Raw genomic sequence first — 25,627 nt, 5'->3', positions numbered from 1 at the left:
CCGCTAGAATGAGCGGTATGAACGCCCTGCCCTACGACGCCGACCAGTTGCGCGACCGCGCGCAGTCCATCATCTCCAACGTGCGCGAGCTGGCGCAGCTGGGCTGGACGCCGGCCACCAGCAGCAATTTCTCGCAGCGGCTGGACGAACGGCATGCCGCCATCACCGTCTCCGGCCGCGACAAGGGGCGGCTGGTGGAAGCCGACATCATGGTGGTGGACTTCGACGGCAAGGCCGTCGGCAGCGACCACCGCCCGTCGGCGGAAACGTTGCTGCACACGCAGCTGTATCGCCGCTACCCCGAGATCGGCTGCGTGCTGCATACCCATTCGCTGGTGCAGACCGTGGCGTCGCGCCTGTTCGCCGGTGCCGGCCACGTCCGCCTGGAAGGCTTCGAACTGCTGAAGGCCTTCCACGGCAACAGCACGCACGAGATGGCCATCGACGTGCCGGTATTCGCCAACACCCAGGACATGCCGACCCTGGCCGCGCAGGTGGATGCCCTGCTCGACCGCCAGCCGCTGTGGGGCTATCTGATCGATGGCCATGGCCTGTACGCGTGGGGCCGCACGATGGCCGAGGCGCGCCGCCACCTGGAAGCCTTCGAGTTCCTGTTCGCCACCGAACTGGAGCTGCGCAAGCTCGGCTGCCGCCGCTGATAACCAGGGGTTATCGCAGCGTTCCGTTTCCGCAACAGGCCGCGCGGACGGGTCTGGTACCCTACCAACCCCCTCGCCGCCTCACGCCACACCGCCATGAGCCGCCTGCGCATCTTCCGTGAATCCGACCCGGCCACGCCGGAGTTCGCCAGCTACGATCCCGACTTCATCGCCACCGAGCTGAAGAAGATCGGCGTGACGTTCGAGCGCTGGAAAGCCACCAAGGCGATCGCGCCCGGCGCGCCGGCGGAAGACGTGATCGATGCCTACCGCGTGGACATCGACCGGCTGGTCGCCGAGCGCGGCTTCAAGACCGTCGACGTCGTCAGCATCGCGCCGGACAACCCGCAGCGCGAGGCGATGCGCGCCAAGTTCCTCGACGAGCACTACCACAAGGAAGACGAAGTGCGCTTCTTCGTCGCCGGCTCGGGCCTGTTCACGCTGCACGTGGCCGACAAGGTCTACGAGATCGAGTGCGTGCAGGACGACCTGATCGGCGTGCCCGACAGCACGCTGCACTGGTTCGACATGGGGCCGGAACCGAGCTTCGTCGCCATCCGCTTCTTCACCGAGCCGGACGGCTGGGTGGGCCACTTCACCGGCACCACGCTGGCGCAGGAATTCCCGCGCTACGAAGGCCTGACCGACGGGCACTGAGCCCGCGCATTCTCCCTCTCCGACGAATCCGCGCAATGCCCGTTTCCGCCATCCTCACCGATATCGAAGGCACCACCAGCAGCATCTCGTTCGTCAAGGACGTGCTGTTCCCCTACGCGCGCCGCGCCCTGCCAGGCTTCGTGCGCGAGCACGGCCAGGCACCGGAGGTCCGCCGCTGGCTGGACCAGGTGGCCACCGAGCACGGCAGCATCTGCAGCGACGATGTCATCGTCGAGACGCTGCAGGGCTGGATCGACCAGGATCGCAAGCACACGGCGCTGAAGGCGTTGCAGGGCCTGATCTGGGAAGCCGGCTACCGCGATGCCGATTTCACCGCGCACATCTACCCCGACGCCGCACCCGTGCTGCGCGAGTGGCATGCGCAGGGCTATCCGCTCTACGTGTATTCGTCCGGCTCGGTGCCGGCGCAGAAGCTGTTCTTCGGCCACAGCGACGCCGGCGACCTGACGCCGCTGATCTCCGGCTGGTTCGACACCGAGATCGGCGGCAAGCGCGAGGCCGGCAGCTACCGCACGATCGCGGACCGCATCGGCATCGCACCTGAGCGCATCCTGTTCCTGTCCGACGTCGTCGAGGAACTGGACGCCGCGCGCGAGGCCGGCCTGCAGACGCAGCTGGTGGACCGGCTCGACGACTACCCGCAGCCGCGGACCGGCGACGCATCGCGCGGGCACGCACGCGTCGCGTCCTTCGCCGACATTCCGCTGCCTACCGCGTGAACGGCGCCGCCGCGCAGCGACGGGCCACGCTGATCGGGCTGGTCGCGATCCTGCTGTGGTCGTCGCTCGCGCTGCTGACCACGGCCACGGGCAACCTGCCGCCGTTCCAGGTGCTGGCGATCGGATTCGGCGTCGCCGCCATCCTCGGACTGGTCCGCGCCACGCTGCGCGGCGCTGCGGGCTGGCGTGAGCTCCGCCAGCCGCTGCCTGCGCTCGCGCTGTCGACGCTCGCGCTGTTCGGTTACCACGCGCTCTACTTCATCGCGCTGAAACGCGCGCCGGCGGTGGAAGCCAACCTGCTCAACTACCTGTGGCCGCTGCTGATCGTCGTGTTCGCGGGCCTTTTCGGCGGTGTCGCGGTACGGCCGGGCCAATGGCTGGGCACTGCCCTGGGGCTGGTCGCCGCCGTCCTGCTGGTCACCCGCGGACGGGGCCTGCAGGTCGAGCCGGCGCACGTACCGGGATATCTGGCGGCGCTGGGCGCGGCGCTGATCTGGTCGCTCTATTCGGTGCTCAACCGCCGCTACGCCGACGTGCCCACTGCCGCGATCACCGTCGGCTGTGCGGGCGTCGCCGTGCTGGGCACGATCGCGCACCTGCTCAGTGAGCAGACCGTCGTGCCGACCGCGGGCCAGTGGGTCGTGCTGGCGCTGATGGGCATCGGGCCGGTGGGCGCCGCGTTCTGGCTGTGGGATCACGGCACCAAGCGCGGCGACATCGCGCTGCTGGGCAGCCTCTCCTATCTGGCGCCGTTGCTGTCCACCCTGCTGCTGGTGGCATCGGGTCGCGCCCAGGCGCACTGGATACAGGCGCTGGCGATCGCGTTGTTGCTGGGCGGCGCGTGGCTTAGTGTCCGCTCCAGCCGTACCTCACGATGAGAGCAATTCGCGTTTCTACACGGCGCCGCGCGATTGCCTAGACTGCGCACCACGTCGCCAGCCAGCCCTTCGCCAGCCCGCCACGTGGACCTCGCCCGCCAGCCTTCGCGCGCACGCCGGGTTCCAGGACGCCTCCCATCGGGAGGCGTATCCGCTTCTGCGGCTCAATCGTGGATCTTCTCGCCCCGCGCGAGCATCGCGACCAGCTTCTCCACGCGCGCCAGTTTCGTTTCCGGCTTGACCGCAGTCTGCACGCGCCAGCACACGGCGTAGCGGTTGGTCTTGTCCAGAGCATCGAAGAAGACCTTGGCCTTGCGGTTCTTGGCCAAGGCCAGCACCTTCGCCAGTTCCGGCGGCACGTCCATCGACCTGGCGCCGTCGTAGGCCGCGTCCCAGCGTCCGTCCGACTTCGCCGCTTCGACTTCGCGCAGGCCCGCCGGCCGCATGCGGCCAGCCGCCGTCAACATATCGATCTTGGCCACATTGATCTTCGACCAGGTGCTGCGCGCGCGACGCGGGGTGAAGCGCTGCAGGAAGAACTGGGCATCGAAGCCTTTCTTCTGTCCGTCGATCCAGCCATGGCACAGCGCAACATCGAGCGCCTCGGCGTAGGTCACCGACGGAATGCCGGCGCCCTTCTTGGCGATCTTCAGCCACACCCCGGACGACTGCGGATGACGCTCCAGCCAATGCTCCCACGCTGCGGCGTCGGCGAAGTGTTCGGTCGGGAGTTCGGGCGTAGCCATGCTCAAGGCTCCGCGGTCTGCAGGCGGTAGGTGGTATGCGCAGTCTGTTCACCCCGCCAGCGGTCGAAGGCACGCACCTCCACGCGATGCTCGCCCTCGGCCAGATCGGTGGGCAGCGCGCCCCGCCACAGGTGATGCGACGGTTTGGCTTCGGGGGAACGGTCGTAACCACGCAGGTTGTCGGCCAGGTCGTCGCGCATGTTCTCGACCAGCAGCGACGGATCGGGCTGCTCGACGCGCTTCATCGCCTTCCACTCGCCACCGTCGACACGGAACTCGACCCGCGTGTCCGCCTCGCCCATGTAGACGTTCGCGTAGATGCCCCAGGCCGGGTACGCCCCCTTGCGCAGGACCTTCGGCGCATGCAGGCCGATGCCGCTGTCGTCATTCGCGCGCGCCGCATGCCACGAGAGCGCGTACTCGCCGCCCTTCCTCACGCGCAAGCGCGCGTAGCCGTTCGGTGTACCGTCGGCCATGGTGCTGGCCGGAATACCCTGCGCATCCTTGATGCCGGACCAGTACGCACCGCAGGCCGCACCGACGTTGTACTCGTGCAACGGCCGCTTGCCGTGCCAGCCGGTGGCGGCATCGTGGTACCAGTGCCGCTGCGTGTGGGTGTGCCCGCTGAGCAGCAGCACGCTCGGAAAATCCTCCAGCAGCGCGAACAGCCGCTCGCGATCCGCGACGCGGAATCCACGCGCGCCCTCTTCGAAGAACGGGATATGCACGCCGATCACCAGCAAGCGGTCCTTGCGGACCGTCGGCAGGTAGGCCTGCAGGAAGGCGAACTGGTCCTCGCGCAGTCCGCCGAGGTAGGACGGCGACTTGCCGGGCCGGTAGATGATGTCGTCCAGTCCGATGAAGGTCACCGCCTCCTCTTCCCAGGCGAAGGTGTCCGGACCTAGATGGTGACGAAAGGTGCGCAGCGAATCCTCGTCGCTGGCCGCATCGAAATCCAGATCATGGTTGCCGGGAATGAACAGCCACGGCACCTGCAGGCTCATCGTCGTGCGCAGGAGGTCGGGATACAGGGCCAGGTCGTCGTTGACGATATCGCCCAGCGTCAGCCCCAGCGATGCGCCATGCCTGCCGATGAGCGGTTGTACGATGTCGCGCCAGTAGTAGTCCACGTCCTGCACCGAGGCCGTCTGGCTGTCGGCGAGCAGCAGTGCATCGAATGTCCCCTCAGCCGCACTCGTGCTTTTCTTCCGCAGCGCGAAATGCGTGCAATCCGGTTGCCGCTGCGGGACGCCGCCGAACGTGAGCGGAGGTCCAGCGTGGTACTGGCGGTTGCGCCAGAACGCCGGCATGCCGTCCGGCCGCACCGACACGTCGTACCCGGCGGGTTTGATGACGAACAGCGTGCGTCCGTCCTCGTACGGCACGTCGTACTCGCCCTGCGCGTCGGTGGTGACGACCTGCACGCCATCGGAGACCTTGACACCCGGGATGCCGGGCTCGCCCCGGTCGCGCACTCCGCTGCCATCGCGGTCCTCGAAGACCTGGCCGCTGCTGCACGGCGGTGGCAAGGCATGGGCGGGAACGGCCAGGCAGGCCAGCAGCAGGACGATGAGCGAAGCGCGCACGGGAATTCCAGCGGGGGGCGATCGCCGGATTATGGCGTAGGGATGATGCCTTGTAGGAGCGCCCTTGGGCGCGCTGCTTTTTCATCATCCGCCGCGGAGAGCATCGCGCCCCAGGGCGCTCCTACAATCGGCCGGTGTGCATGCCTACGCGCCGTGGCGCTCGCGCAGCACGTCGACGGCATCGGCCAGCGACAGGCCGCGTGCGCGCAGCAGCACCGTCAGGTGGTACAGCAGGTCGGCGCTCTCGCCCAGCAGCGCGGCTTCGTCTTGGGCCACCGCGGCCAGCGCGGTCTCGACGCCCTCCTCGCCCACCTTCTGCGCGATCCGGCGCGTGCCGGATTCGAACAGGCGCGTCGTGTAGCTGCCGGCAGGACGCTCGCGCTCGCGTTGCGCGACCAACGCGTCCAGGTCCGACAGGAACGCCGAGGGCGCCGAGGGGAAGCAACTGGCCCGCTGCAGATGGCAGGTGGGCCCGTGCGGATACGCCAGCACCAGCAGCGTGTCGTCGTCGCAGTCGGCATCGACCGATACGAGCTCCAGCACATGACCGGAGCTTTCGCCCTTGGTCCACAAGCGCTGCTTGCTGCGGCTGAAGAAGGTCACGCGGCGGCTGGCAAGCGTCGTCTCCAGCGCTTCGCGATTCATGTAGCCCAGCATCAGCACGCGCAGGTTCGATGCATCCTGCACCACGACCGGCAGCAGGCCATCGCCCTTGGCCCAGTCCAGGCGGGAAGGATCGAAGCCGGATGATGGGTTGTCAGTCGCCATGTCGCACCTCGATGCCCTGCCCTGCCAACGCGCGCTTCAGCGTGGGAATCCTGATGTGTCCACTGTGGAACACGCTGGCAGCCAGTGCGCCGTCCACGTCTGTCTCGGCGAACACATCCGTGAAGTGTTCCACCTCGCCCGCGCCACCGGACGCGATCAACGGCACGTCGCACAGCGCGCGCACCGCCCTGAGCTGCACCAGATCGTAGCCGCGTCGGACGCCGTCCTGGTCCATGCAGTTCAGCACGATCTCGCCGGCACCCAGCCGCTGCGCCTGCGCGACCCAGTCCAGCGTCCGCAACCCGGCACCCTGCATCTTCGACGGATCGCCGGTGTAGCGGCGCACGCGCCACTCGCCGTCCGCTTCGAGAATCGAGTCGACGCCGACCACCACGCACTGCACGCCGAACGCCTCGGCCAGTTCGCCGATCAGCGCCGGGCGCTCGAGCGCCGGGGTGTTCACCGACACCTTGTCGGCCCCGCTGTAGAGCACGCGTCGCGCGGTATCGACATCGCGGATGCCGCCGGCCACGCAGAACGGGATGTCGAGCAGGCGCGATACCCGCTCGATCCAGGCGTAGTCGACCGAGCGTCCCTCGGGGCTGGCACTGATGTCGTAGAACACCAGTTCGTCCGCACCTTCGTCGCGGTAGCGCAACGCCAGGTCGGCGATGTCGCCCATATCGACGTGGTCGCGGAACTTCACGCCCTTGACGACGCGTCCTTCGCGCACGTCCAGGCATGGAATGATGCGCCGACTCAGCATGCCAGCGCCTCCGGCAGCGTGAAGCGGCCTTCCAGCAATGCGCGCCCCAGCACGATGCCGGCGCATCCGGCCGCACGCGCGCCATCGACGTCACCGACCACGCTGACGCCGCCCGAGGCCTGCACCAACAGGCCCGGCACCGTATCGCGCAGGTGGGCATACAGATCGAGGTTGGGCCCGGTCAGCATGCCGTCGCGGGCGATGTCGGTGCACAGCAGATGACGCAGCCCGGCCGCCGCGTAGCGGCCGGCGAGTTCGTCCAGCGTTTCGGACGCGGTCTCGGTCCAGCCGTGCACCGGCAGGCGCCAGGTGCCGTGCGCATCGCGGCGCGTGTCCAGGGCGACGGTGATGCGGTCGCTGCCGAACTCGGACAACCATGCCAGCACGGTGTCGGGCTCGCGCACCGACAGGGAGCCGATGACCACGCGATCCGCGCCGGCATCGAGGATGCGCGCCACGTCGTCCCGCTTACGCACGCCGCCACCGGTCTGCACCTTCAGCGATGTGCTGCGTACGATCTCGCCCAGCAGCGGCGCCAGCGTATAGCCGCCGGCACGGGCGGCGTCCAGGTCGACCAGGTGCAGCCATTCCGCGCCTTGCTCGGCATAGCGCGATGCGACGTCAAGCGGTGCGCCTTCGTAGCGCGTCTCGCGCGCGTAGTCGCCCTGCGCCAGGCGCACGACACGGCCGTCGCGCACGTCGATGGCGGGATACACGATGAAACCGGTCATTGCAGTCCGTACTCGATGAAGTTCTTCAGCAGTCGCGCCCCCACGGCACCCGAGCGCTCGGGATGGAACTGCGCGCCGGCGACATTGCCCCGCTGCACCACGGCGGCGAAGCGCTGGCCGTGTTCGCTGCTGCACAGGCAGTCGTCGTCGACGGCCGCGGCATAGCTGTGGACGAAGTAGGCATGGTCGCCCTCGCCGATGCTCGCGACCAGCGAGCTGTCGCGTTGCCGCTGCAAGGTATTCCAGCCCATGTGCGGCACACGGATGCCGGCCGAGGCCGGCAGCTTGCGCACGCGCCCGTGCAACAAACCCAGGCAGGGCGTGTCGTCTTCCTCCGAGTGCGCGAACAGCAGCTGCACACCGACGCAGACGCCCAGCAGCGGCTTGTCGAGTGTGCGCAGCGTATCGACCAGATCCAGCTCGTTGAGGCGCGCCATGCACACGGCGGCCGCGCCAACGCCGGGCAGGATCACCCGGTCGGCGCTGCGGATCGTCGCGGCATCGCCCGTCAGCTCCGCGTCCACGCCAAGACGCTGCAGCGCATAACGCACCGACCCGATGTTGGAGCCACCTGCATCGACCAGGACCACCTTCATCACAACGCGCCCTTCGTCGTGGGCAGTTCCGCGCCCTCGCGCTTCACCGCCTGGCGCAACGCACGCGCCAGCGCCTTGAAGCTGGCCTCGACCTTGTGGTGGTCGTTGTCGCCCTCCACCTTCAGGTTGAGATTCAGGCCGGACGCGTCGCAGAGCGAGCGGAAGAAGTGCGGCACCAGTTCGGTGGGCAGGTCGCCGACACGTTCGCGCTTGAATTCGCCACTGAAGACGAAGTACGGCCGGCCGCTGAAATCCAGCGCGGCCCTGGCCAGCGTCTCGTCCATCGGCAGGGTGAAGCCGTAGCGACCGATGCCGCGCTTGTCGCCCAGCGCTTCCTTCAATGCCTGGCCCAGCGCCAGGCCGGTGTCCTCGACGGTGTGGTGCTCGTCGATGTGCAGGTCGCCGTCGGCGCGCACGTCCAGCGCAAAGCCGCCATGCTTGCCGATCTGTTCCAGCATGTGGTCGAAGAACGGCAGACCGGTCTTCGCGACCGGCTCGGCGACCCGGTCGAGGTCCACCTCGACGCGGATCTTCGTTTCCTTGGTGTTGCGCTGGACCACCGCGCGGCGCGGCGCATCCGCCAGCTCGTGCGCGATGCCCGCCCAGTCCCACTCACCACCGAACTGCGCGGTCTTCAGCTGGAAGCCGCGAATCTTCAGGTTGTCGGCGAACTGAATGTCGGTCGGCCGGTCGCCGACCATGCCCGAGCGCGCCCAGTCGATCCTGCGGTCCTGCAGGTAGGGCACCATCAGGCCGATGCCCGGCTTGCGCGTTGGCTTGTTCTCGTGCGGCCAGCTCTCGTCGATCAGCACGTCGCGGAAGCGGATGCCCTGGCTTTCGAACACCTGCATCATCAGCGCCTGCGGACCGTCGAAACTGGCGCGCGGATACTGGTCGCTGCCCAGTCCGTCCTGGTTGCTGACGATGACGAACTGGTAACCGGCGTCGCGCAGCTTCAGCAGCGCCGGGATGACGCCGGCGACGAAGCGCACCTTCTCGTACGCATCGATCTGGAAGTCTTCGGGCTCCTCGATCAGCGTGCCGTCGCGGTCGATGAAAAGAATGGGGGTCATGAAATAGCTTCTGTAGGAGGGGCTTCAGCCCCGATGACAGTGACGGTCGGGGCTGAAGCCCCTCCTACAACATCTTCGTTCAGGGCCGCGATGACGCGGTCGTTCTGGGCCGGCGAGCCGACGGTGATGCGCAGCGCATCGCCCAGCTGCGGCGCGGCGCGCTGGTCGCGGACCACGACGCCGGCAGCGAGCAGCGTGAGGAAGGCCCGCTCTGCATCGTCGAAGCGCGCCAGCAGGTAGTTGCCCTGCGACGGATACACACGGCGGACACCTGCGGTCCGCTGCAGCGCGGCCAGCAGCCGTTCGCGCTCGCTGCGTACCAGCGCCACGCGTTCCCGAGTCTGCGCCAGTGCGACATCGGACAGACCGTCGAGCGCCAGGTCGGCGCACGGCGTCGGTACCGGATACGGGGCCTGGCAGCGCTGCAGTACGGCGATCAGGTCGGCATCGCCGATCACCACCCCGATGCGCGCGGCGGCCAGTGCGTGCGCCTTGGACAGCGTGCGCAGCACCGCCACGTTCGCCTGTGTGTCCAGCAACGTAGTCGCGGACGGAACGTCGGCGAATTCGCCGTAGGCTTCATCCACCACCACCAATGCCTGACCCTCCAACGCCTTCGCCAAGGCAGCGATGGCGTCGAGCGGGATGGCCGATCCGGCCGGGTTCGACGGTGAGCACAGGAACACCAGCTTCGCGCCCTGCGCCAGTGCGGCCTCGCGGATCGCGTCGAGATCGGCGACCAGGCCCGCTTCGCCGTCCACCAGCGGCACGTCGATGATGCGTGCGCCCTGCAGGCGCGCGCAGACGGCATACATGCCGAACACCGGCGGCGTCACCACGATGGCATCCTGCCCCGGCACGCACAGCGCGCGGACCAGCAGGTCGATGCCTTCATCGCTGCCGCGTCCGACCAGCACCTGTTCCGGCACCACGCCGTAGAGCTGCGCCAGCCGTGCGCGCAATGCCGGCGGCTGCGGATCGGGATAGCGGCGGCTGCGGCCCTGCCCGTCGGCCGGATTGGCCCAGGCGGACTCGTTGGCGTTCAACCACACATCGCCCTCCAGCGCTTCGCTGCGCGCGGACTTGTAACCGGCGAACCCGCGCAGGTCCGGACGGACGAGGGAGAGCACGGCGCTCATGCGGCCGCCTTGCGCAGGCGCAGCGCGACGGCGTTGGCGTGCGCATCCAGGCCTTCGGCGCGCGCCAGCGTCAGTGCGCAGTTGCCGATGGCGGCGATCCCGGCGCGGCTGGCCGACTGCACGCTGACGAAATTCTGGAAACTGGCCACGCTGACCCCGCTGTACGCGCGAGCCGCGCCGCTGGTGGGCAACACATGGTTGGTGCCGCTGCAGTAGTCGCCCAGCGCTTCCGGCGTGTAATCGCCCAGGAACACCGAACCGGCCGCCTCCACCTTGCCCAGCCAGGCACGTGGCTCGCGCAGGGCCACGATCAGGTGCTCCGGCGCATAACGGTTGCTGATGGCGAAGGCGTCGTCGAGCGTGGCGACCTTGACCAGCCGCGATGCCGACAGCGCCTGCCGTGCGATGTCGGCGCGGTCCAGCGCGGCGAGTTGCGTCGCCAGTTCGGCCTGCACGCGCTCGATCAAGCCGTCGTCGTCGGACAGCAGCAGCACCTGCGAATCCGGACCGTGCTCGGCCTGCGACAGCAAGTCGGCGGCAACGAACGCGGCATCCGCGCCGGCATCGGCGATCACCAGCACCTCCGAGGGACCGGCCGGCATGTCGATGGCGGCGGCGCCGGCCTGCGCGACCTGCCGCTTGGCTTCGGTCACATAGCTATTCCCAGGGCCGAACAGCTTGTCGCAGGCCGGCACGCTCTCGGTGCCGAAGGCCATCGCGGCGATCGCCTGCGCGCCGCCGAGCTTGAACACGCGGCGCACGCCGGTGAGCTGGGCGGCCACCAGCACCGCAGGATCGGCGGTACCGTCCTTCCGCGGCGGCGTGCACAGCACCACGTCGCGGCAGCCGGCCAGGCGCGATGGCACGCCCAGCATCAGCGCGGTCGACGGCAGCGGCGCGCTGCCGGCCGGCACGTACAGGCCCACGCGCGGGATCGGCAGGATCATCCGCTCGCAGACCACGCCCGGTGCGGTCTCGACCGCGTACGGCTGCGCCATGCCGGCGCGGTGGAACGCTTCGATGCGCTCGGCGGCGTCCTGCATCGCCTGGCGCAGATCGGCCGGCACGGCGGCGTGCGCGGCGGCGAATTCCTCTTCGCCGACCTCGAAGGCGGCCAGTTCCACGCCATCGAAGCGCGCGGTGACCTCCCGCAGCGCCGCGTCTCCGCGCGCCTGCACCTCGGCCAGCAGGCCGGCCACGGCATCGTGCGTGCGCTGCGCGACGGTCTGCGCGGGCCGGGCGAGCAGCGAGGCCCGCGCGGCGTCATCCAGGGAATCCCAGTCGTACACGGGAGCAGGCGATGCGGTCATGCCAGCGACCTCTCGACCGACAACACCATCAGGCCCTGGGCGCCGGCACGCTGCAGTTCCTCCAGCCGCTGCCAGGTGACCGCGCCGTGGCACATCGCCTGCAGCGAGAGCGGACCGTCCTCGCCGCCCGGCAGCGTGACCAGCCCTTCGCTGTCGGTCAGCAGGCGCGACAACGCCGGTACGGTGTCGCGCTCGGCGCGGAACATCAGCAGCTTGCTGTCCTTGAGCTTCAGCACGCCATCGAGCCGGCGCAGCAGCATGTCGGCGAGGCCGGCGCGGGCATCGTCGAACTCGCGCGCGGGGCCGGCCAGGACGGCTTCGCTGTCGAGCAGGGTTTCCACTGGCTTCAGTTGGTTCGCCGCCAGCGTGGCGCCACTCGAGACCAGATCGCAGATCAGGTCGGCAGTGCCCAGCTTCGGTGCGATCTCGACGGAGCCCGACAGCTCGACCACTGCCGCGTCGATGCCTCGCGCCTGCAGCCACTGCCGCAGGACGGACGGATAGCTGGTGGCGATGCGCAAGCCCTGCAGCTGTTCGGGTCCGGTCCATTCCCAGCTGTCGGGGATCGCCAGCATCAACCGGCAGCTGCCGAACCCGAGCGGGCGCAATTCGCGGTAGGCCGCAGGGAGACCATTGAGTGCGCGTTCGCCGGCCTGTTCGTCGAGTTCGTTGCGGCCGACGATGCCGAAATCGCAGACGCCATCGGCGATCAGGCCGGGGATGTCGTCGTCGCGCACCAGCAGCAGGTCGACCGGCAGGGATTCGCCGTAGCAGAACAGCTTGTCGCGGCTCTCGCGCCAGCTCAGGCCGCAGGCTGCGAGCAGCGTGCGCGCCGGCTCGGCCAGCCGCCCGCTCTTCTGGATGGCGATGCGCAGACGCTCGCGCGTCGCGGGGGTCAGGGAGGGACTCATGGGGGAACTCAGTGGGAAGCGGAGGCCGTCGCCTGCTGGCGCTGGACGGCGGCGGCGTAGCCACCGGCCCCGCGCTCCAGCGTGCGGGCGACACGGCCGATGGTGGTCACGCTGACCTGGGTCAGGTCGTGGATCTCGCGGTACGGCACGCCCTTCAGCAGCAACGGCACCACCCGCCAGCGGTCGGACATCGCTTCCAGTTCCGCCGGGGTGCAAAGGTCTTCCAGGAACGCACGCACCTCATCCGCCTGCCCCAGCGCGGCCAGCGCTTCGGAAAGCGCCTGCAGTGGGCCGCTGGCGGCGTCGGTGTCTTCGTGGGCGGAACGGCGCTTCATGCAGACCGGATATCCAATGTATTAATGCGCTAGTACATTAGTCGCATTGCTGCGTAGCGTCAACCCGCCCCACGCGTCTCCTGTCTGGATAGCGCCGCGGATTGCGTTGTATGGACGGGACAGCACGGGGGACCGCGATGGACTGGAGCGGACAGGGACGATGAGTACACTGCCAAGGACGCCCGAACGCCGGACCGGGAATACCGACGGCCTGCAGGGCACCCCGGGGGGGACGGGCATGCCGTTACGCCATTCGCTGTTCACGCGCCGCGGGCTGCCAGCCTGGCTCCTGCTGCTCCTGTGCTTTCCGTTGCTGGCCGCCGCCGACACCCCGGCCCGCATCCAGCACGACACCAGCTACCTGCCGCTCGCGCCACAGACCACCTACCTGCACGACGCGGGCGGCGCCACGACACTGAACGAAGCGCACCGCCTGCTCGACGCAGGCCGCTTCGAGCCGCTGCCCAACGGCGACGCCTCGTTCGGCTTCCAGACCGGCGCGTTCTGGTTTCACGTCCGCGTGACCAACGAGAACCCGCGCGAGCAGCGCTGGCTGCTGGTGCAGCAGTACGCGCTCAGCGATCGCATCGACGTGTATGCGCGCTACCCGGACGGCCGCACCGTGCACCACGCCGGCGGCGACAGCTTCCCGTTCGAGCAGCGCAGCATCCGCTACCGCCACCCCAACTTCTGGCTCGACCTGCCGACCGGCGAAGAGGTCGATCTGCTGGTGCGCGTGCAGAGCCAGAGTTCGATGCAGGTACCGCTGTTCCTCTACACACCCGCCGCCTTCGCCGAACTGTGGCGCGACGGCCAGCTCGGCATCGGCATCTACTACGGCATCCTGCTGGCGCTGTTCTTCTACAACCTCGTGCTGTGGCTGGTGCTGCGCGACGGCAGCTACTTCTGGTACCTGTTCCACATCAGCGCGTTCGGGCTGGTGCTGTTCACCCTCAACGGCCTGGGCTTCGAATACCTGTGGCCGCATTCCACCTGGCTGGCGGACAAATCCGTGCCGCTCTCGGTCTGCCTGGCGCAGATCGGCATGCAGCAGTTCGCGCGTACGTTCCTGGACCTCAACACGCGATGGCGAGTGGGCGACCGCATCAGCAAGGGCATCATCGCGTTCTTCGTGTTGCTCGGCATCGCCGCCACGCAGCTGCCCTACCACGTGGCCACGCCGATCGCCTCGGCGGCCGTGTTCCCCAGCATCGTGTGGATCGCGGTGATCACGCTGATGGTGGTGCGCACCGGCTACCGGCCCGCCAAGGTGTTCCTGCTGGCGTGGGCGATGTTCCTGCTGGGTACCGGCATCTTCGTCGCGTTGGCGTTCGGCCTGCTGCCGAAGACCTTCATCACCGAGTACGGCGTGCAGATCGGCTCGGCGCTGGAAATGCTGCTGTTGTCGGTGGCACTGGGTTACCGCTACGCCGCCCTGCGCAACGAGAACGAACGCATCGTGCGCGATGCGAAGAACCTGTTGGAGGAGCAGATCGTCGTCCGCACCGGCGAGCTGCGGCAGGCGATGTCGGAGCTGCAGACCGCCCACCATCGGCTGCGCGAATCCAGCCGCCTCGACGGCCTGACCGATCTCTACAACCGCACGCATTTCCGCGAAGCCTTCGAACACCTGCTCTCGCAGTCGCGCAACTCGCAGCGGCCGATCTCGCTGCTGATGATCGACCTGGACCACTTCAAGCGCATCAACGACACCTACGGACACCTGGTCGGCGACGACTGCCTGCGCTGCACGTCCAACACCCTGGCCGAGACGCTGCGGCCGCATGGCGCGCTGCTGGCGCGGTTCGGTGGCGAGGAGTTCATTGCCGCCCTGCCCGGCATGGGCCTGGGCGAAGCCAGCGTGGTGGCCGAGGAACTGCGCCAGGCCTTGCGCGCGCAGCCGTGCCGCAGCGGCGAGCTGGAGATCGCCGTGTCCGCCAGCATCGGCGTGCACTGCGTCGATCTGGAGGCACGCGACAGCCTGGAGTCGGCGCTGCAGGTGGCGGATCAGGCGCTGTATGCCGCCAAGGCCGAAGGGCGGGATTGCGTGCGGACGTTGTAGAGGCTTCTGCTGTGGCGGGAGCGACGTAAGTCGCGAGCTTTCCCGCTATTTCCTCGATCAAGCCGATCCATGAAACGGGCTCGGCTTGAATGAATGGTCAGCTGGGCCAAAGGGAAAATCCAAATAGAGGAATGAGCATCGTGCAGGCCACCGCGCCAGGTGGAGGCGCGGTCGAACAGTCTTGGTTCTCAGAAGATTGTTTGCCGCAACGAAGAACAGTGAGGACGCTGCTAGAGCAAGTGCAGAGAACACGTATCCGACAGCGCCAACAGGATCTGTCGTTTCAGGCGATGGCCACAGGGTCTCCACAAGCGCGGCCGCCGCCATTCCTAGAAGTGCGAGGCCAAGCAAGTCTTCGATGCCCACAAGAAGGTATTTGACGATCCTGATCATGGCTCGGATACCTGACGCGACCTCAGTCGCTCCTACACTTGCTTCGGGGCCTCATCGGCTCCGGACAGCAGCGAGGATCTCGCCTGATTCCACCAGCCGCACGGCGGTGGCGACTTCGCCATCCAGTGCGCGGTCGCGGTCCAGGAACGGAATCTTCGCGCGGATCGCCGCATGTGCGGCCGCGACCGCATGGCCCGGATGGAATGCCTCGCTGGACGCCAGCGCCTTCCGCAGCGCATCGACTTCGGCCAGGAACGCGTCGCGCCCTTCCACACCTGCCGACGGGCCACCGGATACCTTCGCGGCGAGGCCTTCCGCATCCGTGCGATCCGACAGCGCACGCGCCGCATTGATCATGTCGCGGCGCAGGTCGAGCGCCTGCGCGGCCGTGTACAGCTCCAGCGCCAGCACCTTGCCCAGGTCCTGCACCATCGCCAGCACGTGGCGGGCTTCGTTGGCACCCATCGACACATGGTCTTCCGCATTCGCGCTGGTCGGCACCGAAAATACGCTGGCCGGATGCGCGCGGCTGGCGAGGTCGTTGACGATGGCGGCCGCCGAGTACTGCACGATCATGTGGCCCGACTCGGTACCGTCCTCGTTGCCGATCAGGAACGCCGGCAGGCCGTCGTTGGTGGACGGGTCGACCAGCTTGTTGAGGCGGCGCTCGGAGATGGACGCCAGCGTCGGGATGGCGGCCTTCACGTAGCTCATCGCCAGCGCCAGCGGCATGCCGTGGAAGTGGCCGGCCGAGATCACCTGCTCCTCGACGTGCTCGGCCTGCTTGTCGGGGAACACCAATGGATTGTCGGTGACCGCGTTGAGTTCGATCTCCAGCACGCGCCGGGCCTGCTCGACCGCGTCGCGCACGGCGCCGTGCACCTGCGGGATGCAGCGCAGCGAGTAACTGTCCTGCGGCTGGTGCTTCTTGCCGCCGCGGAACGGCATGAAGCGGCCGTAGAACTTCTCGCGACCATGGCGCTGGTCGGCCGGCACCCAGTCCCACCCGATGTCGAAGCGCAGTGCCTGCGCCTCGGCGGTGTCCCAGCTGCGCGGCAGCCACGGGCGGAACTTCGGCACCAGGTGGTACGGGATGTCGGCCAGCGTCGAGCCGTCGAGCAGCTCGCGCAGGCGCGCGGCGACGTGCACCTGGCCCGGATGCGGGCGCAGCGCATGCACTTCCTCGGCGAACGCGCCCAGACGGCCCGCGAAGGCGTCGATGGTCATCGCGGCGGCGAGGTCGGCGGTGTCCAGCAACTGATCCAGCCGGTAGGTGGCCAGCACGCCCATCGCCAGCATCTGTGCCGTGCCGTTGTTGAGCGCCAGGCCTTCCTTGTACGACAGCGCGACGGGCGACAAGCCGGCACGCTTCAGCGCGTCGGCGCCCGTGATGCGCTCGCCCTCATAGAACGCTTCGCCACCGCCCAGCAGCACGATGGCCAGGTGCGACAGCGGCGCCAGGTCACCCGAGGCGCCAACCGAGCCCAGCGACGGCACCACCGGCACGATGCCGGCATTGAGCATGGCCGCCAGCGCCTGCAGCGTCTCGACACGGATGCCGGAGTGACCCTTCAGCAGCGTGTTGATGCGGATGCCGAGCATGGCGCGGACGATCTCCGGCGCCATCGGCTCACCGACGCACACGGCATGGGTGACGATCAGGTTGTACTGCAGCTCCTCGTGCAGCGAACGCCCGGACTTCGTCGCGCCCGGCAGTTCGTCGCGCAGCGGATGCGCGCCGAGCAGCTTGTCGGCGTTGCTGCCGAAGCCGGTGGACACGCCGTAGATCGGCTCTTCGCGACGGACCTGTTCGGCCAGGAAGTCGGCCGCACGGGCGACGTCCTTCAGCGCGCCCTTGTCCAGCTCGACGCTGGCGCCGAAGGCGATCTCGACCAGCCGGTCACGGGTCAGCGATTTGCCATCCAGCAGGATCGGTTTCATGTCAGCGCCCCGCCAATGCGCGCGCCTGTTCCAGCTCCACCTTCAGGCTGCTGGCCAGTTCCTCGCGCGTCACTTCGAACTGCTGCTCGCGCTGCAGGTCCTTGACCGTCACCACGCCGCGGGCGAGTTCGTCCTCGCCCGCCAACACCACGAAGCGGATGCCGGCACGCGAGGCGTACTGGAACTGCTTGGCCAGCTTGCGGCTTTCCATCTGCACTTCGGTGTTGATGCCGGCCGCGCGCAGGCGGCGCGCGATGTCCAGAGACCCCGCCAGCTGGCCATCGTCCATCAGGGCGACCATCGCCTGCACGCTGCTCTCGTCGCTGCCGGCGATCAGGCCGGCCTCGCGCAGCTGCCAGAACAGGCGGGTCAGGCCGATGGAGATGCCCACGCCGGGCAGCTTGGACTTGGTGTAGTGGCTGGCGAGGTCTTCGTAGCGGCCGCCGGAGCAAATCGAGCCGATCTGCGGGTAGCCGTCCAGCTGGGTCTCGTAGACGGTGCCGGTGTAGTAGTCCAGGCCACGGGCGATGGAGAAGTTCAGGCAGTAGGCGTCTTCGGGGACGCCCAGCGCCTTGACCAGCTCCAGCACTTCGCGCAGTTCGGCGATGCCCTGGTTAAAGGTCTCGCTGCCCTGACCCAGCGCGTCGAGCTTCGCCAGCGCGTCGGCATGACCAGTGCTGCGCACGGCGACGAAATCGAGGATGCGGTCGACGCCGTCGGCCGACATGCCGAACCCTTCGCCGGTCAGCGTCTCGCGCACGTAGTCGGCGCCACGCTTGTCCAGCTTGTCGACTTCGCGCAGCACCAGCGCCTGCTGTTCGCCGTCAGTGACGCCCTGCGCTTCGAAGAAGCCGCGCATCAGCTTGCGGTTGTTCAGCTGGATGGTGAACGCGCCGATACCCAGCTCACTGAAGACCGCGTGGATCACCGCCAGGATCTCGGCATCGAAGCGCACGCTCAGCGCGTCCTTGCCGATCACGTCGATGTCGCACTGGTAGAACTCGCGGAAGCGGCCGCGCTGCTGGCGCTCGCCGCGGTAGACGCGCTGGATCTGGTAGCGGCGGAACGGGAAGGTCAGTTCGTGTTCGTGCTCGGCCACGTAGCGGGCCAGCGGCACGGTCAGGTCGAAACGCAGGGCCAGCTCGGGCAGGCCTTCGCCTTCCTTGGCCAGGGCGCCGGTGGACTGGACGAAGTAGACCTGGCGCTCGGTCTCGCCGCCGGACTTGGTCAGCAGGGTCTCGGACAGTTCGAAGACGGGGGTTTCGACGGGCAGGAAGCCGAAGCGCTCGTAGTTCCGGCGGATGGTGTCCAGCATGCGCTGGAAGGCGATCTGCTCGCGCGGGAGCAGCTCCATGACGCCAGGCGGGGTACGGGGCTTGATCAAGGGAGACTCCGGCTTTCGTGAACGGGCCATTTTACTTTCGTTGGCGTATCCGCCGCAGCCTTTCCCAGCCTGTTGGCCTAACTTTCGTTGGAGGATGCTGTCGGGGGCTTGCCCGGGCCGGGCCGCCCACCTATAATTTCGCGCTCAGTCGGGGTGTAGCTCAGTCTGGTAGAGCGCTACGTTCGGGACGTAGAGGTCGCAGGTTCGAATCCTGTCTCCCCGACCAATAGATTCAGAGTGTTACGACGAAACCGCCCTAGTGGCGGTTTTTTCATGCCTGCAAGGTGCAGACATTCCACGAATCGCCGCGCAGGCGATGGTCGTGCGAGGCACGGTTCGATTCCTATTTCCGGCACCCCAAGCGAATCGCCCACGCGGCTTGAGTTTCGAATCCCTCCCTCACCGCAACTCGACGTATCCCTACCGCCGCTGTGGTAGGCCATAGGCTGGGATGAGCTTGCAAACCCCAACAGAGGAGAGGTCCAGCATTTTGATGTTGGGGTTTCACTTCGGCCACCCAACCCATGCACTAGCCCATCTGCTCAAACGAGATGTACCCATCCTCGATGACATCCTCAATACGGCGCTTATACACATCCGAGACAACGATGTTTGACACTCCTGGCCAATCGGCCAAACGGAATGCATCCGTGCCTAGCGGAATCTTTCCCCAATCAATTGCGGGACGGAGAAACATTCTGCCTCTCGGATCGTGCCATGGCCGCAGAACGGCGTGATCTGGCCATGGATCAATGTTGGATCTAGAGAAATCGGTCGCGTCAACCGCGAGTTTCGGCCGGAAAATTCGAAAATCTCTGCCAGTCGACCGTTCAATGAACTCCATCGATTCAATATCGCTGCTTTCGAACTTACGTACCACATCGGAGATCACCAGTATTCGCGCCGTAAAAACAAACTGAACCGGCGAGACATTCCCAGTCCTTAGGAACTCTCCGAAACAGGTCTGCCCAAAAGAACTCTTTCCGAATGCAACTTCGTTTCTAACCTCAACACCGTCGACATCAACGATGACATCTCTAAGAAGCTCCTTGCCGCCCCACTTTCTGTCGGAACCACTGGTCGAAATCAGGTAGTACGCAGGCATCGTCATCTCCATTTGCCGACTGTGGAGTCTAGGACGGGATGAACTGCCTGCCCTAACATCCGGACTCGCCAGATTTCAGCCCAATAAATTCGGATGCCGAACCTGACCTTCCCCTCGCACAACGAACCGCTCCACCGTCAGCGCCTCGAGCCCCATCGGGCCGTACGAATGCAGTCGCGTGGTCGAGATACCGATCTCAGCGCCCAAACCCAGTTCGCCACCATCCGAGAACCGTGACGAAGCATTGACCATCACCACGGCTGACCGCAACGCGTTGAGAAACTTCTCTGCATGGACGGGATCGCGGGTGACGATGACCTCGGTATGGTCCGACGTATAGCGGCGGATATGCGCGATGGCGGCGCCCAGATCGTCCACCACACCGACCGCAATCACCAGATCGAGAAACTCGGCGGCAAAATCCTCGTCCGTCGCGGCGACCGCGCCCGGCATCAGCGCCCCAGCTTCCGCATCCGCCCGCACCTCGACACCCCGCGCACGTAGCGCCTCGGCCGCACGCGGCAGGAACGTCGGCGCGATATCGCGATGGACCAGCAGCGTATCCAGTGAGTTGCATGCAGACGGGCGCGACACCTTGCCGTCCAGCAGCAGGGCCAGTGCCAAGTCTTCGTCCGCACCGACATCGACGTACTGATGACAGACGCCCTTGTAGTGCTTGATCACCGGCACGCGGGCATGTTCGGCGACGAAGCGTATCAACCCCTCGCCGCCGCGCGGGATCACCAAGTCGATCACGTCGCTGAGCTGGATCAGCTCCAGGATGGTCTCGCGGCGCAGGTCCTCGACCAGCGTCAGCACCGCCTCCGGCAGACCGGACTCGCGCAATGCACGCTTCAGCGCTGCCGCGATGGCGGTGTTCGAATGGATGGCCTCCGACCCACCGCGCAGGATCACCGCATTGCCGGCCTTCAGGCACAGCGCCGCCGCGTCCGCGGTAACGTTCGGTCGCGCCTCGTAGATCATCGCGATCACGCCGAGCGGCACGCGCACGCGCTCCACGTGAATGCCATTGGGCCGGTCGTAGGCGCGCGTCACCTGCCCGACCGGGTCCGGCAACTCGGCAACTTCGCGCACGGCCGCGGCGATGCACTGCAGGCGGGACGCATCCAGCCGCAGGCGGTCCAGCATGGCGCTGCCAATGCCCTTCGCCGATGCCGCCTCAAGGTCGCGCGCATTGGCAGCCAGGATGGCGGCCTCATCGGCCAGCAGCGCATCGGCCATCGCGCGCAGCAGCGCGTTCTTCGCCTCCGTCGGCAGGCCCGCGATGGCGGTCGCCACGTCGCGGCATTCCAGCGCCAACGTCTTGATGTCGGTCATGCGATCTCCTGGCTCAGTATCGATCATGCAATCCATCTCTCTTCTTTGTAGGAGCGCCCTCGGGCGCGATGCTCTTGGATCTGGAATCCCGAGCAGGGGCATCGCGCCCGAGGGCGCTCCTACAAAATGCGGGTGATGCGGGTGATGCGGGGGATAAGGGCACTACGGGCGATGTTTGCGACCTGTGCGATTCGTGCATCGCGTGTAATGCGTGCAGCAACGGCATCACAGCAGGACGAGGTCATCGCGATGGACGACGTTCTCGCCGTAGGTGTAACCGAGGATGGCTTCGATCTCGCGCGAATGGCGGCGCGCGATGCGGCGGATATCGACCGCCGAGTACTGGCTGACACCGCGCGCGATGCGGTGGTCGCCGGCTTCGTCGCGCAGCACCAGCTCGACCATGTCGCCGCGGCGGAAATCGCCCTCGGCCGTGGCCACGCCGCCCGGCAGCAGCGAGGCGCCCTTCTGCCCCATCGCATTCGCCGCACCGGCATCGACCACGATCGCCCCGGCCTCCACCGGCACGTTGCGCAGCCAGTACTTGCGCGCCGCCAGCCGGTTCTGCGCCGGGCGGAACCGCGTGCCGAGTAGCGCGCCGCGCGACAGCGCCGACAGCGTCGCCGCCTGCGTGCCGTTGAACAGGAAGGTCTCGATGCCGGCCGCTGCCGCCTTGGCGGCCGCCTCCAGCTTGGTGTGCATACCGCCGGTGCCGACGCCGCTGCCGGCACCACCGGCCATCGCGAAGAACGCCGGCGTCAGCGCTTCCACGTCGAGGATCGGCTGCGCATCGGCGTGCGTGCGCGGGTTGGCGGTGTAGAAGCCGTCGATGTCGGTGGCGATGAACAGCGCGTCCGCGTCGATCAGCGCGGCGACCACCGCGGCGAGGTTGTCGTTGTCGCCGAGCTTGAGTTCGTCGACGGAGACGGTGTCGTTCTCGTTGACCACCGGCAAGGCGCCCAGCGCCAGCAGCTCCTGCAGCGTGGCGCGCGCATTGAGGTAGCGACGGCGGTTGCGCAGGTCGTCGTGGGTCAGCAGTACCTGCGCCACGGGACGGTCGAAGAAGCGCTGCCACAGCGCGATCAGCTGCGCCTGCCCCAGCGCCGCCAGCGCCTGCCGTTCGGCCATCGCCACACCGGTCTGCGGCTTGCGGTGCAGCAGCCCGCGACCCGCGGCCACCGCACCGGACGACACGATCACGACCTCGCGACCAGCGGCGATGCTGGACGACACGAACTGCGCCAGGTTCAGCGCATGGCGTGCGCTGAGTCCCTCGCCTTCCGCCGCCAGCAGGCTGCTGCCCACCTTGAGCACGGCGCGACGCCAGGCCGGCAACGGGTGTTCGGAGAACGGCGGCGGCGTGGCGTGGGTCATCGGATCAGCTCAGCGGGTGTTCCATTCGTAAACCGTCAGGTCTGACGTGCCGGTCAGCGCCAGGGGATCGCGTGCGGCGATCGCCTTCGCCTCGTCCAGCGAGGCGACGTTGACCAGCACGTAGGCGCCGCCGCTCCTGTCGCTGAAACCGCCGGTCATCTCCAACTGGCCGGCGGCGCGCAGTTCGTCGAGGAACGCGAGATGCGGCGCGATCACCGCATTGTCGAACGAGGGACGGCGCATTGCCATGACGAGGTATCGGATCACAGCGCGTCCCAGCGGGCGAGCAGTTCGTCCAGCCGCAGGTCGGCGGCCGCACCGGGCGACACGCGCGCGGCCAAGCTGCCCTCCGGCGTGCGCCCCTGCCCTGCACTGTCGGCCGATGCCGCAGCGGCCTTGTAGGCCTCGCGGAACGGCACGCCCGCCACAGCCGCTTCGACCGCGACATCGGTGGCGTACATGCCGGAATCGATCGCGGCACGCAGGCGGTCTTCGCGCCACTCCAGGTTGGCCAGCAGCGCCGGCAGCAGTTGCAGCGCCGGCAGTCCGCGACCGAAGCCGTGGAAGATGGCGCCCTTGCTGGCCTGCAGGTCGCGGTGGTACCCGGAAGGCAGCGATAGCAGATGCTCGATCTCGGACCGTGCCGCCGAGACGCTGGCATGGGTCGCGCGCATCAGCTCGATGACGTCGGGGTTGCGCTTGTTCGGCATGATCGAACTGCCGGTGGTGTACTGCGCCGGCAGCGCCACGAAGCCGAACTCGGCGCTGGTGAACAGCGACAGGTCCCAGGCGATGCGGCGCAGGTCCAGCGTGGCACCGCCCAGCGCTTCCAGCGCGGCCAGTTCGAACTTGCCGCGCGACAGCTGCGCGTAGATCGGACTGACCTGCATGCGCGCGAAGCCGAGCGCGGCGGTGGTGTGCTCGCGATCCAGCTTGAGGTTGACGCCGTAGCCGGCGGCGGTGCCCAGCGGGTTGGCGTCGACCAGCCGCAGCGTGTCGCGCGCGCGCGTGGTGTTGTCGATGAAGGCTTCGGCCCAGCCCGCCCACCACATACCGGCCGACGACACCACCGCCCGCTGGATATGCGTGTAGCCGGGAATGGGCAGGTCGCGCTCGGCCTGCGCGCGATCGAGCGCGACCTTGGCGATCTCGCGCGACAGCACGGCCACGCGCGCCAGCTTCTCCTTCAGCCACAGACGGGTGGCGACCAGGATCTGGTCGTTGCGGCTGCGGCCGGTATGGATCTTGCGGCCGGCATCGCCCAGCCGCTCGGTCAGCCGCGCCTCGATGGCGGAGTGGCCGTCCTCGAAGCGTTCGTCCAGCACGAAGTCGCCGCGGCGGAAATCCTCGGCCAGCGTCGCCAACTCGCGCTTCAGCCCTGCCAGTTCATCGCCCGACAGGATGCCGGCGCGCTGCAGGCCTTCGGCATGCGCGGCGCTGGCCTGGATGTCGTGCAGGAAGAATTCGCGGTCGAGCACCACGTCGTCGCCGGCGAGGAAACGCTGGATCTCCGCGTCCACCGCCACGCCGGGCTTCTGCCACAACAGGTCGCTCATGCCTTCGTCTCCTGCGGAATGCTGTCCAGCTCGTCGAAGCCGAACGCCTGGTTGAGGTTCTGCATCGCCTGCGTCGCCGCGCCCTTGAGCAGATTGTCCAGCGTGGCGACCACGACCAGGCGCTTGCCGCCGGGCGCCAGGGTGAACCCGCCGATCTCCACGCCGTGCCGGCCAGCGATGCGGCTGACCCACGGCGCTTCGTCGAGGATGCGGATCAACGGCTCGGCCGCATAGCGCTCGCGGTACAGCGCGCGGACCTCGTCGAGCTTCATCGCCTGCTGCAGCCACAGGTTGACCGTCATGGTGATGCCGCGGAAATGCGGCGCCACGTGCGGCATGAACTCGACCGGCACGCCGAGCTGCCGGCTGACCTCGCGCTCGTGCATGTGGTCGGTCAGCGCGTACGGCATCAGGTTGTCGCGCAGCAGCTCTGTGTTGTTCTTGTCCGACGGCGACGTGCCCGCGCCGGAATAGCCGGACACGCCGAAGCACTGCGGCGGCCCTGCCAGCCGGTCGCGCAGCGGCGCGATCGCCAGTTGCATGGCGGTGGCGTAGCAGCCGGGGTTGCTGATGCGCTTCTCGCCGGCGTACTTCTGCCGGGTCAGTTCGGGCAGGCCGTAGTACCAGTGTTCGTCGAAGCGGTAGTCCGCCGACAGGTCGACCACGACGGTATCGGGCGCCTGCGCATCAATGGCGGCGACCAGCTCGGCGGCCTTGCCGTTCGGCAACGCCAGGATCACCGCATCCGCGCCCTTGCCGCCGACCTGGTCGTGGCTCAGGTTCTCGTAGCGCAGGTCACCAGCGAACTCGGCAATATGGTCGCTGACCTTCTGGCCCGCGAGCTCGCGCGAGGAGACGAAGGCCAACGTCAGTTGCGGATGGCGAGCGATCAGGCGGATCAGTTCCGCGCCGGTATGGCCACGGGCGCCGACGATGCCGACGGTCTTCTTGCTGCTCATGGGGAATCCTGTTCGTGCTGCGCCAGCTTGTCCTGCAGGGTGCGTTTCACCGCAGGCCATTCGCTGTCGATGATGGAGAAAACGACGGTATCGCGCGGCGATCCATCGGCGTGGCGCTTGTGGTTGCGCAGCACGCCGTCCTGCTTGGCGCCCAGGCGGGCGATGGCCGCACGCGAGCGCTGGTTGAACCAGCTGGTCTCGAACACCACGCTGATGCAGCCCAGCGTTTCGAACGCGTGCGTGAGCAGCAGCAGCTTGGCTTCGGTGTTGAAGCCGGTGCGCTGCACGTCGGGGGCATACCAGGTGTACCCGATGCTCAGCTTGGGGACGTCGGCTTCCAGCCCGTAGTAGCGCGTGCTGCCGACGACACGGCCGCCCGCATCGCACACCACGAAGGGCAGGACGCGGCTCTCGGCCTGCGCCGCCAGCACCGCATCGACGTAGCTCGCCGCGTCATCGGCCTTCGGCACGCTGGTGAACCACAACGCCGCCAAGGCGTCGCCGGCCAATGCCGCGCGCAGGCCATCGACGTGATGGCGCGACATCGGTTCCAGGCGCACGTGGCGGCCCGTCAGGACCGGAACCTGCTGCCAGGCAGCTGGAAGCACGTCGGCTGCCAT

25 protein-coding genes and 1 tRNA gene are annotated in these 25,627 nt (G+C 67.7%); 6 read left to right on the top strand and 20 right to left on the bottom strand.

The genetic code is table 11. From position 1 onward, the window contains the following. Positions 1 to 17 precede the first annotated feature (17 nt). The 4 genes from AC04MD_RS03125 (at position 18) to yddG (ending at position 2,934) form a co-directional block, all read left to right on the top strand. Positions 18 to 659: a methylthioribulose 1-phosphate dehydratase gene (locus AC04MD_RS03125; RefSeq protein WP_475495859.1), complete on the top strand. Its 642-nt coding sequence runs from the start codon at positions 18 to 20 to the stop codon at positions 657 to 659. Positions 660 to 755: 96 nt separating this feature from the next. Continuing rightward, positions 756 to 1,316, top strand: coding sequence for a 1,2-dihydroxy-3-keto-5-methylthiopentene dioxygenase (locus AC04MD_RS03120; protein ID WP_475495858.1), 561 nt, complete (start codon positions 756 to 758; stop codon positions 1,314 to 1,316). Positions 1,317 to 1,351: 35 nt separating this feature from the next. Further along, entirely contained in the window at positions 1,352 to 2,056 is a 705-nt protein-coding gene (gene mtnC / locus AC04MD_RS03115; protein ID WP_475495857.1) for an acireductone synthase, read from the top strand. Next, positions 2,053 to 2,934: an aromatic amino acid exporter YddG gene (gene yddG / locus AC04MD_RS03110; protein ID WP_475495856.1), complete on the top strand. Its 882-nt coding sequence runs from the start codon at positions 2,053 to 2,055 to the stop codon at positions 2,932 to 2,934. Before mtnC ends, yddG begins: the two co-directional genes overlap by 4 nt. 164 nt (positions 2,935 to 3,098) lie before the next feature. Here the strand turns inward: yddG and AC04MD_RS03105 are convergent, their stop codons facing one another. The 11 genes from AC04MD_RS03105 to AC04MD_RS03055 form a co-directional block, all read right to left on the bottom strand. Next, on the bottom strand, positions 3,099 to 3,680 hold the full coding sequence (locus AC04MD_RS03105) for a YdeI/OmpD-associated family protein (protein ID WP_475495855.1): 582 nt from the start codon (positions 3,678 to 3,680) through the stop codon (positions 3,099 to 3,101). A gap of 2 nt (positions 3,681 to 3,682) precedes the next feature. Further along, positions 3,683 to 5,266, bottom strand: coding sequence for a calcineurin-like phosphoesterase C-terminal domain-containing protein (locus AC04MD_RS03100; protein WP_475495854.1), 1,584 nt, complete (start codon positions 5,264 to 5,266; stop codon positions 3,683 to 3,685). Between the two features lie 144 nt (positions 5,267 to 5,410). After that, the gene (gene hisIE, locus AC04MD_RS03095) at positions 5,411 to 6,034 is read right to left on the bottom strand and encodes a bifunctional phosphoribosyl-AMP cyclohydrolase/phosphoribosyl-ATP diphosphatase HisIE (protein ID WP_475495853.1); all 624 of its coding nucleotides are present in this window, start codon (positions 6,032 to 6,034) and stop codon (positions 5,411 to 5,413) included. Continuing rightward, complete coding sequence (hisF, locus tag AC04MD_RS03090; protein ID WP_475495852.1) at positions 6,024 to 6,800, bottom strand: imidazole glycerol phosphate synthase subunit HisF; 777 nt, start codon at positions 6,798 to 6,800, stop codon at positions 6,024 to 6,026. The genes hisIE and hisF overlap by 11 nt, the downstream gene beginning before the upstream one ends. After that, a complete protein-coding gene (hisA, locus tag AC04MD_RS03085) occupies positions 6,794 to 7,531 on the bottom strand; it encodes a 1-(5-phosphoribosyl)-5-[(5-phosphoribosylamino)methylideneamino]imidazole-4-carboxamide isomerase (protein ID WP_475495851.1) in 738 nt (245 codons plus the stop codon). Before hisA ends, hisF begins: the two co-directional genes overlap by 7 nt. Next, positions 7,528 to 8,127 carry an imidazole glycerol phosphate synthase subunit HisH gene (gene hisH, locus AC04MD_RS03080; RefSeq protein WP_475495850.1) on the bottom strand — a complete coding sequence of 200 codons (600 nt, stop codon included), beginning with the start codon at positions 8,125 to 8,127 and terminating at the stop codon, positions 7,528 to 7,530. The genes hisA and hisH overlap by 4 nt, the downstream gene beginning before the upstream one ends. Further along, positions 8,127 to 9,200, bottom strand: a complete 1,074-nt coding sequence (hisB, locus tag AC04MD_RS03075; protein WP_475495849.1) for a bifunctional histidinol-phosphatase/imidazoleglycerol-phosphate dehydratase HisB — start codon at positions 9,198 to 9,200, stop codon at positions 8,127 to 8,129. Before hisB ends, hisH begins: the two co-directional genes overlap by 1 nt. Beyond that, positions 9,197 to 10,339 (bottom strand): histidinol-phosphate transaminase, encoded by a 1,143-nt coding sequence (hisC, locus tag AC04MD_RS03070; protein ID WP_475495848.1) that lies wholly within the window; start codon positions 10,337 to 10,339, stop codon positions 9,197 to 9,199. Before hisC ends, hisB begins: the two co-directional genes overlap by 4 nt. Further along, positions 10,336 to 11,649 (bottom strand): histidinol dehydrogenase, encoded by a 1,314-nt coding sequence (gene hisD / locus AC04MD_RS03065; protein ID WP_475495847.1) that lies wholly within the window; start codon positions 11,647 to 11,649, stop codon positions 10,336 to 10,338. The genes hisC and hisD overlap by 4 nt, the downstream gene beginning before the upstream one ends. Further along, entirely contained in the window at positions 11,646 to 12,560 is a 915-nt protein-coding gene (gene hisG / locus AC04MD_RS03060; RefSeq protein ID WP_475495846.1) for an ATP phosphoribosyltransferase, read from the bottom strand. The genes hisD and hisG overlap by 4 nt, the downstream gene beginning before the upstream one ends. 8 nt (positions 12,561 to 12,568) lie before the next feature. Continuing rightward, positions 12,569 to 12,895, bottom strand: coding sequence for a YerC/YecD family TrpR-related protein (locus AC04MD_RS03055; protein ID WP_475495845.1), 327 nt, complete (start codon positions 12,893 to 12,895; stop codon positions 12,569 to 12,571). A 238-nt stretch (positions 12,896 to 13,133) separates the two neighbouring features. Here AC04MD_RS03055 and AC04MD_RS03050 point away from each other — a divergent pair, with 238 nt between their 5' ends. Beyond that, on the top strand, positions 13,134 to 14,957 hold the full coding sequence (locus AC04MD_RS03050; RefSeq protein ID WP_475495844.1) for a sensor domain-containing diguanylate cyclase: 1,824 nt from the start codon (positions 13,134 to 13,136) through the stop codon (positions 14,955 to 14,957). Between the two features lie 444 nt (positions 14,958 to 15,401). Here AC04MD_RS03050 and AC04MD_RS03045 read toward each other — a convergent pair whose 3' ends face one another. Together AC04MD_RS03045 and hisS are read right to left on the bottom strand one after the other, a co-directional pair. Continuing rightward, a complete protein-coding gene (locus AC04MD_RS03045) occupies positions 15,402 to 17,291 on the bottom strand; it encodes an HAL/PAL/TAL family ammonia-lyase (protein WP_475495843.1) in 1,890 nt (629 codons plus the stop codon). 1 nt (position 17,292) lies between these two features. Further along, positions 17,293 to 18,675: a histidine--tRNA ligase gene (hisS, locus tag AC04MD_RS03040; protein ID WP_475495842.1), complete on the bottom strand. Its 1,383-nt coding sequence runs from the start codon at positions 18,673 to 18,675 to the stop codon at positions 17,293 to 17,295. A 149-nt stretch (positions 18,676 to 18,824) separates the two neighbouring features. Between hisS and AC04MD_RS03035 the strand changes: the two genes are divergently transcribed. After that, positions 18,825 to 18,901 (top strand) — tRNA-Pro (locus AC04MD_RS03035). 303 nt (positions 18,902 to 19,204) lie between these two features. Here AC04MD_RS03035 and AC04MD_RS03030 read toward each other — a convergent pair. From AC04MD_RS03030 to AC04MD_RS03000, 7 genes are all read right to left on the bottom strand, one after another. After that, positions 19,205 to 19,780, bottom strand: a complete 576-nt coding sequence (locus tag AC04MD_RS03030) for a hypothetical protein (protein WP_475495841.1) — start codon at positions 19,778 to 19,780, stop codon at positions 19,205 to 19,207. A gap of 75 nt (positions 19,781 to 19,855) precedes the next feature. Continuing rightward, on the bottom strand, positions 19,856 to 21,118 hold the full coding sequence (locus AC04MD_RS03025) for a glutamate-5-semialdehyde dehydrogenase (protein ID WP_475495840.1): 1,263 nt from the start codon (positions 21,116 to 21,118) through the stop codon (positions 19,856 to 19,858). A 225-nt stretch (positions 21,119 to 21,343) separates the two neighbouring features. Further along, positions 21,344 to 22,492: a glutamate 5-kinase gene (gene proB, locus AC04MD_RS03020; protein WP_475495839.1), complete on the bottom strand. Its 1,149-nt coding sequence runs from the start codon at positions 22,490 to 22,492 to the stop codon at positions 21,344 to 21,346. Between the two features lie 9 nt (positions 22,493 to 22,501). After that, entirely contained in the window at positions 22,502 to 22,741 is a 240-nt protein-coding gene (locus AC04MD_RS03015) for a YciI family protein (RefSeq protein ID WP_475495838.1), read from the bottom strand. Positions 22,742 to 22,755: 14 nt separating this feature from the next. Continuing rightward, positions 22,756 to 24,048 (bottom strand): argininosuccinate lyase, encoded by a 1,293-nt coding sequence (gene argH / locus AC04MD_RS03010; protein WP_475495837.1) that lies wholly within the window; start codon positions 24,046 to 24,048, stop codon positions 22,756 to 22,758. Beyond that, positions 24,045 to 25,007 (bottom strand): N-acetyl-gamma-glutamyl-phosphate reductase, encoded by a 963-nt coding sequence (gene argC, locus AC04MD_RS03005; protein ID WP_475495836.1) that lies wholly within the window; start codon positions 25,005 to 25,007, stop codon positions 24,045 to 24,047. Before argC ends, argH begins: the two co-directional genes overlap by 4 nt. After that, positions 25,004 to 25,627 carry a GNAT family N-acetyltransferase gene (locus AC04MD_RS03000; RefSeq protein WP_475495835.1) on the bottom strand — a complete coding sequence of 208 codons (624 nt, stop codon included), beginning with the start codon at positions 25,625 to 25,627 and terminating at the stop codon, positions 25,004 to 25,006. Before AC04MD_RS03000 ends, argC begins: the two co-directional genes overlap by 4 nt.

Source organism: Pseudoxanthomonas sp. LjRoot206 (genome assembly GCF_056175725.1).
The sequence above is the reverse complement of the archived record's forward strand: the minus strand, read 5'-3'. Positions and strand labels throughout refer to the sequence as shown.